This is a genomic window from bacterium, assembly GCA_024226335.1.
Taxonomy (GTDB): Bacteria; Myxococcota_A; UBA9160; order SZUA-336; family SZUA-336; genus JAAELY01.
The window spans coordinates 1-5769 of sequence record JAAELY010000304.1; the positions used below are offsets into that span (position 1 = coordinate 1).

Genomic DNA, 5769 nt, shown 5'->3' on the forward strand with positions numbered 1-5769 from the left:
GCGGCTTCACCCGGGTACGCCACTACGGATGCTTCAGTCCGGGATCGGCACGCAAGCTCGCCCTCGCACGAAGCCTGCTCGAGGGGATGCAAGGGACGGCGGAGACAGAAGAGGGTGCTCGAACTCATGCCGAGTGCGACGGCATCAAGATCGACGATCGAGAGCGCGATCTCATGCACCAGATCGATCTGCAAGAGCATCAGGAAGAGGAGGCCACGGACCGCTCCGAACGACGTTGCCCTCTCTGTAAAAAGGGAACGATGCGCAGGGTCGCCGAGATCCCCCGGCCAGTGTGGCGGCGGCGCTCCGCGCTCCGAAGCCAACGGGCGCCGCCATGACGCAGTCTGCCTCGACACACTCCCTCACTACATATATATCTGGAATCCCGCAGGCAGTCCTCGGCCGGCCTGGAAATGGCGAACTGCGTCTGCATCCCGGCTCACCCTGCCTGGCGACCCGGTTGCGCCGTCACCAGGCCTCATCCACTCCCAGCCAGCACCGACGACCGCCCATCCGATCCTCTGGCCTCGGCACGCGATGCTCCATCGCAGCTGTCAGCCAGGTCCTGTTTGCGATGATTGCCCAATAGCAATCGACGGGCCAAGAGGAAACGACACACAGCCTGCAAGAACGAGATTGAGCTCAACAACGGTATTTGTCACGGCTGCGCGTGACAAGAAACCTATTCGTTAGGTGACGGATGGATTCAGAGGAGAAAAGCAAACAAACCTAAAAAAAGCCATGAACGCACAGGGCACTGACATCGAGGGTAGGGAATTCAACGGGGTTTCTGGAATGTCCGATAAGTAGTGTGATGTCAAATAGCCCAAAACTTGGCGAATACTGTCCCGATCCGGGCGTTCCGCCCCACAGCGACGACGTCCTTGGAAATATGTTCAAGGAGTATCTTCCGGACGACGCCGGAACCGAGCCGGGGCACTGACCCGCACGTCTTCCCTGTTGCAAGATCCGCGTATGCCACGGATGCCCGCCCGGGTAGCTACGCCGCAGACCGCTCGAACTGAGACACCTCTGGTCGCCCCGGGAGATCGCCCCGTCGGGGGCCCGGCCCACTCTCTGCACTGCCAATTTCGCGGGTTCCCCTCCCCGATACCCGACTCGCATCGTTGGAATGGGCCTTGTTCGACATATCCGCGCAAGCCGCATAGCCGATTCGATCACGCCGCGCGCCGAGACACGACTCGAGGAGGCCACCCGCCTATCCGGCGAGAGGGCAAGCTCGACCGCGGCGATAGCGGACCAGTGCCACCGAGTGCCACCGACCCGCTCCCGCCGCAGCGTGTCAGTGCTGTCGGTAGATCTCGATCGAGGCCACGTCGCCTCGCCAATCCGAGACCGACGGATCGAGATCGCCGTGGCCATGGATCCCGTTCGAGCGGTGGATGAAGCCCTCGGCACCGTCCGGCATTCGTGCGGAAGATCCACTGCAGGGAGGGCCCGGCAGGTAGTCACAGGATTCGTTGTTCTCCTCGCTGCCAGCGTCGTAGACGGGCGCTGTCGCCGTCGTCTTCCAGCGCGTGAGGCGCTTCCCCTGGATGGCGAAGAACGAGTCGTTCGTGGTCGCCAGCATGCCGATGACGCTGACCGACGGGAAGCTGCGGCTACCGTAGATCTCCAGCGTCACCGACTGGCCGGGCAGGATGGGCCCCGTCCCCGTCACCACGTCGAAGACCTCGCCTCGCTCCTCGAGATCGTCGGCCAACAGTGCCGGTGAGCCCGTCTCGGCGAGCGTGTAGAGCGGCTCGTCGGCCACTCCGCCGACACGGAAGATGCGGAAACCCTTGGTGTGACTCGCGACCAGGGGCGGGGTCAGCACCTGTTTGCTCAGGTTGGTGATCTTGACGGTATACGTGCCCTTCGACCAGTTGGAATCGGCGAGGGCTGGCGCAGCGCTGATGGCCGCGGCCACGAGGGTGGCGAAGACTATGTTGAAGCGAAACGGAAACATGGATCAGGTCCTCCTTCAGGAGCTGCGTCACGTCGGCCGAGCCAATCCCGACGTCCGTGACGATGAGAATGAGGTTGCCACTCGCTCCTCACGAAAATCTCACGCCCCTGTCACTTGTTGATCCGGATACGAGCACCATCGGCGACCGCGGTACAGCGGCCGCCGTGTCGCGCGCCTGGGGACGGTCTTCAACGCACGCCTGCAACCGCCGATGGGCCGCTGGCCTCTGGCACAGCGCGCGCTGCTCAGGCGCTGAAGGAGCCGGGCAGGAGAAAGGTAAACGTGGTGCCGAAACCGAGTCGGCTGTGGGCTTCGATGGTGCTCTCGTGGAGCTCGAGGATGCGCTTCACGATGGCGAGGCCGAGGCCCGTACCCCCACCGTCACGCGAGTCGCGCTCGGCCTGGTAGAAGCGGTCGAAGATGTGCGGGAGATCGACCTCTGCGATTCCCTCCCCCGTGTCAATCAGCCGAACTGAAATCAGATCATCATGGGTTCCGAGCTCGATCGCGACCTCACCCCCTCGGTGGGTGTGGCGCAGGGCGTTGTCGATCAGGTTGTCGAGTGCCCGTTCGATCAGCCCGATCTCCGCCAGCGCGAAGGGCAGAGCGGGGCTGGCCGACACTCGCAGCGTCACCCCGCGTTTCTTCGCCTCGAGCTCGAACTTGCGTACGACGTCGTGCACCAGCTCGGGGAGTGGAAACGGCTCGACCTCGGGCCGGCTTTGCGTGGCTTCGAGCTTGGCGAGCTCGAACAGATCGCCGATACGCCGTTCGAGCCGCTCTGCGCTCTGCGTCGCCACGTCGAGATAATCACGACGCTCGTCATCGGACAGCTGACCCTGCTTGATCCGCAGCGTGTCAAGGTAGCCGCGAAGCGACGCCAACGGCGTGCGGAGATCGTGCGATACGTTGGCGATGAGCTGGCGGCGGAGTGAGTCGGTCTCTCGCAGGGCGTTCACCTGATCGACGATCCGTCGCGACATCTGCTCGAAGCTCGTGGCAAGCCGATCGAGCTCGTCGTGTTCGCGGTCGGATGCGTCAGGTAGACGAATCGGCGCCTCGAGCGGCCCATCGCGAAAGCGTTCGACCGCGCCATCGAGCGCTCGCAGACGCTTCGTCAGGTGGCGGAACAGGAGCCCACCTGCCGAGAGCGCGAAGAGGAGCGTCGCCGCGAGCCCTGTTGCGCCGAGCCGCAGCGCACTGCTGCTCCACAGGCTCTCTGCAGCGGCTGCGTACTCTTCGCTCTCGAGGATCACGTACAGGTACCCCTGGATGGAGCCGTGCTCGACGATGGGCGCCACCGAAAAGACCTTCTCGTGCTCGGGATTTCGTGGATCGGGCCCCAGGATGGGGAGACTTCGCGACGACACGCGCTGCGCTGCGAGAAAGCGTTGGATCGGGTCCAACGGCAGCCGATCGAGCTTCACCTTGCCTTCGGGTGCCGAATAGCGCAGTAACGTGCCTTCTGCGTCGACGAGGTACACCTCGATCGCAGGATTGATGACCATCAGGGTATGGAAGACGTCCTCCACGGCCTCGGCATAGATCATCCCGCCGCTCATGAGCAGACTCTCGGCAACGAGGCTCTCGGCCAGCCCCAGGTGGAGCTTCTGTGTCACCTCCATGCGGTACTGCTGCGCGTTGCGGACGCTCGCCCAGGAAACCAGCCCACCGACGACGACCAGGATCACCAACAAGGTGCCGAGGAGCCGCCCGTAGAGGGTCCTCACGACACCTCCCTCACCGCGGCGGAGGCGGCGCTGCCGGGCGGCATGTCGTTGAACTTGTACCCGACACCCCAGACCGTGAGGATGAATTCAGGGTGTCGCGGGTCGCGCTCGATCTTCGAGCGCAGTCGGTTGATGTGGGAGTTGACCGTGTGCTCATAACCGTCGTGACCGTAGCCCCAGACCTGATCCAGGAGCTGGACGCGGCTGAACACACGCCCCGGATGAGCTGCGAAGTAGTGGAGCAGGTCGAACTCCTTGGCGGTCAGCTCGACGGGCGCGAGATCGAGCGTCACAGCTCGGCGCGATGCATCGAGCTCGAGTCCCCCGCGGCGGAGCGGCCGGCTATACGGATCGTCGGCCACCTGGTCAGGCGCAAGCGGCGCCAAGCTGCGCAGTCCATCGGCTCTCCGGAACGCCGCCTTCACCCGTGCGACGAGCTCGAGCACGCTGAAGGGCTTCGTCAGATAATCGTCCGCTCCGGCCTCCAGGCCGTACACGCGGTCGAACTCGGTCGACTTGGCGGTGAGCATCAAGATCGGCGTATAGCGGGGCTCCTCCCGGAGTGCCCGACACAGGTCGATACCGCCCAGGCCCGGGAGACCCAGGTCGAGAATCACGAGGTCGTAGACGTGCGCCCGCGCCGTCGCGAGGCCAGTGTCGCCGTCGACCACGCAATCGACGGCGCAGCCCAGATCTTCGAGTTGCAGGCGAACGAGGCGCGAGAGGTCGACGTCGTCTTCGACGACGAGAACGCGGCGGGTCATGGGCAGGCCTCCTGGTCGCGCGGCAAACGACGCAGGCGAGCCGCCGACTGTCGCATCTCTAGTGTCGAGGCCCCCACCCACGGGTGGCACCCTCGAAGCAGACGGGGGGGGCACGGGCCCGGCCCTGCGAGTCCCTCCTCATCTCCTCTCATCCATTCTAACGCTAGTGGACAAAGATCACGTAATTCTCACGGCCGGACTTGGTGAAATCCACTTGACTCACGCCCCCCACCGCGAGTCCCCGTGGGTAGGAGGTTCAGTGCGACCAGGCACTGCTGGTCGCACTGTTTGACCTACGCGCCATCACCGAAATGCTGGAGCTGTTGCCGTGTCTCGGTCCCATGCACCAACGCCGGCGACTAGGCGGAAAAGGGGTTGTAGCAGAGCGACAGGTAGGGATCGTAGAGTCGTACGTAGGCCAGCTTCCGACTCTCGTCGGCACCGTTTTGAAAGAAATCGGTCGAGGCCAGGAAACGCGTGAAGGGCTTTGGAGAGCGATCTGACCGCCACTTTCCGTAGTGGGATTCAAAATCTCGTGCGAAGGCTTCCAGTACCCCCTCCTCGAAATCGAGATAGTGAAAATGCTCAGCCAGGCTGGCGGCCAGCTTGGAACTCGGCAGTTGAGATGGGGAGGTTCGAGTCCTGTTCGGGGAGGATTCCTCGCCACTGCAGCCCGCGAGCTCGAGAAGCCCGACGAAACCCGCCGCACCAGCGACCCCGCAGCCTAGGCGGCGAATGAACTTTCTGCGTTGTCTGGAGGCCAGGTGATGGGTCATTTGAGTTGGCTTTCTCCTCGCCAGGTTGGTGGTACACGTTGGTGGACTATGGCGGACCGCCTGACGGCGTCGAGACTCGAGATCATCTCAAGAGGTGATCGGCTGCCCACAGAGAGAGCGCCGAGATTGTAAGGGTTGGGTTGGCGGGGGACGAGCTTGGGAAAGCACTCCCGCCGAGCACGAGCAGGTTGCGGACTTCGTGATGAATGAGGTGCCGATCGGCCACGCCGATTGCGGGATCGTCTGCCATTGCGACCGTCCCCAGGGCATGTGCCTCGCTCTCCTTGAATGCACCCGCCATGACGATCTTTTGGATCGAGGGTAGGGAATTCAACGGGGTTTCTGGAATGTCCGATAAGTAGTGTGATGTCAAATAGCCCAAAACTTGGCGAATACTGTCCCGATCCGGGCGGCGGTTCGCGACGAACTGCCCATCGAGGCGAGTGGGATGTCGAGGCTCGAGCTTGAAGCTGGACAGCGCCATGAGCACTAGTGGCGTTGCGGGCTCTTGAGGTCCTCTGCCCAACGGA

Annotated in this window: 5 protein-coding genes; all 5 read right to left on the reverse strand. The window is 63.5% G+C overall.

Features of this window, described 5'->3' with window-relative positions:
• Positions 1-1303: 1303 nt before the first annotated feature.
• A complete protein-coding gene (locus tag GY725_15910) occupies positions 1304-1969 on the reverse strand; it encodes a hypothetical protein (GenBank protein ID MCP4005675.1) in 666 nt (221 codons plus the stop codon).
• Positions 1970-2214: 245 nt separating this feature from the next.
• Positions 2215-3699, reverse strand: a complete 1485-nt coding sequence (locus tag GY725_15915) for a HAMP domain-containing protein (protein ID MCP4005676.1) — start codon at positions 3697-3699, stop codon at positions 2215-2217.
• Complete coding sequence (locus tag GY725_15920) at positions 3696-4463, reverse strand: response regulator transcription factor (protein ID MCP4005677.1); 768 nt, start codon at positions 4461-4463, stop codon at positions 3696-3698. Before GY725_15920 ends, GY725_15915 begins: the two co-directional genes overlap by 4 nt.
• 359 nt (positions 4464-4822) lie before the next feature.
• The gene (locus tag GY725_15925; GenBank protein MCP4005678.1) at positions 4823-5239 is read right to left on the reverse strand and encodes a hypothetical protein; all 417 of its coding nucleotides are present in this window, start codon (positions 5237-5239) and stop codon (positions 4823-4825) included.
• A gap of 82 nt (positions 5240-5321) precedes the next feature.
• Entirely contained in the window at positions 5322-5723 is a 402-nt protein-coding gene (locus GY725_15930) for a GMC family oxidoreductase (GenBank protein ID MCP4005679.1), read from the reverse strand.
• Positions 5724-5769 lie beyond the last annotated feature (46 nt).

What these genes read in the sequence shown, in the direction of transcription:
- GY725_15930 (MCP4005679.1), bottom strand. Translation starts at nt 5,723, where the DNA reads ATGGCGCTGTCCAGCTTCAAGCTCGAGCCTCGACATCCCACTCGCCTC.
- GY725_15925 (MCP4005678.1), bottom strand. Translation starts at nt 5,239, where the DNA reads ATGACCCATCACCTGGCCTCCAGACAACGCAGAAAGTTCATTCGCCGC.
- GY725_15910 (MCP4005675.1), bottom strand. Translation starts at nt 1,969, where the DNA reads ATGTTTCCGTTTCGCTTCAACATAGTCTTCGCCACCCTCGTGGCCGCG.
- GY725_15920 (MCP4005677.1), bottom strand. Translation starts at nt 4,463, where the DNA reads ATGACCCGCCGCGTTCTCGTCGTCGAAGACGACGTCGACCTCTCGCGC.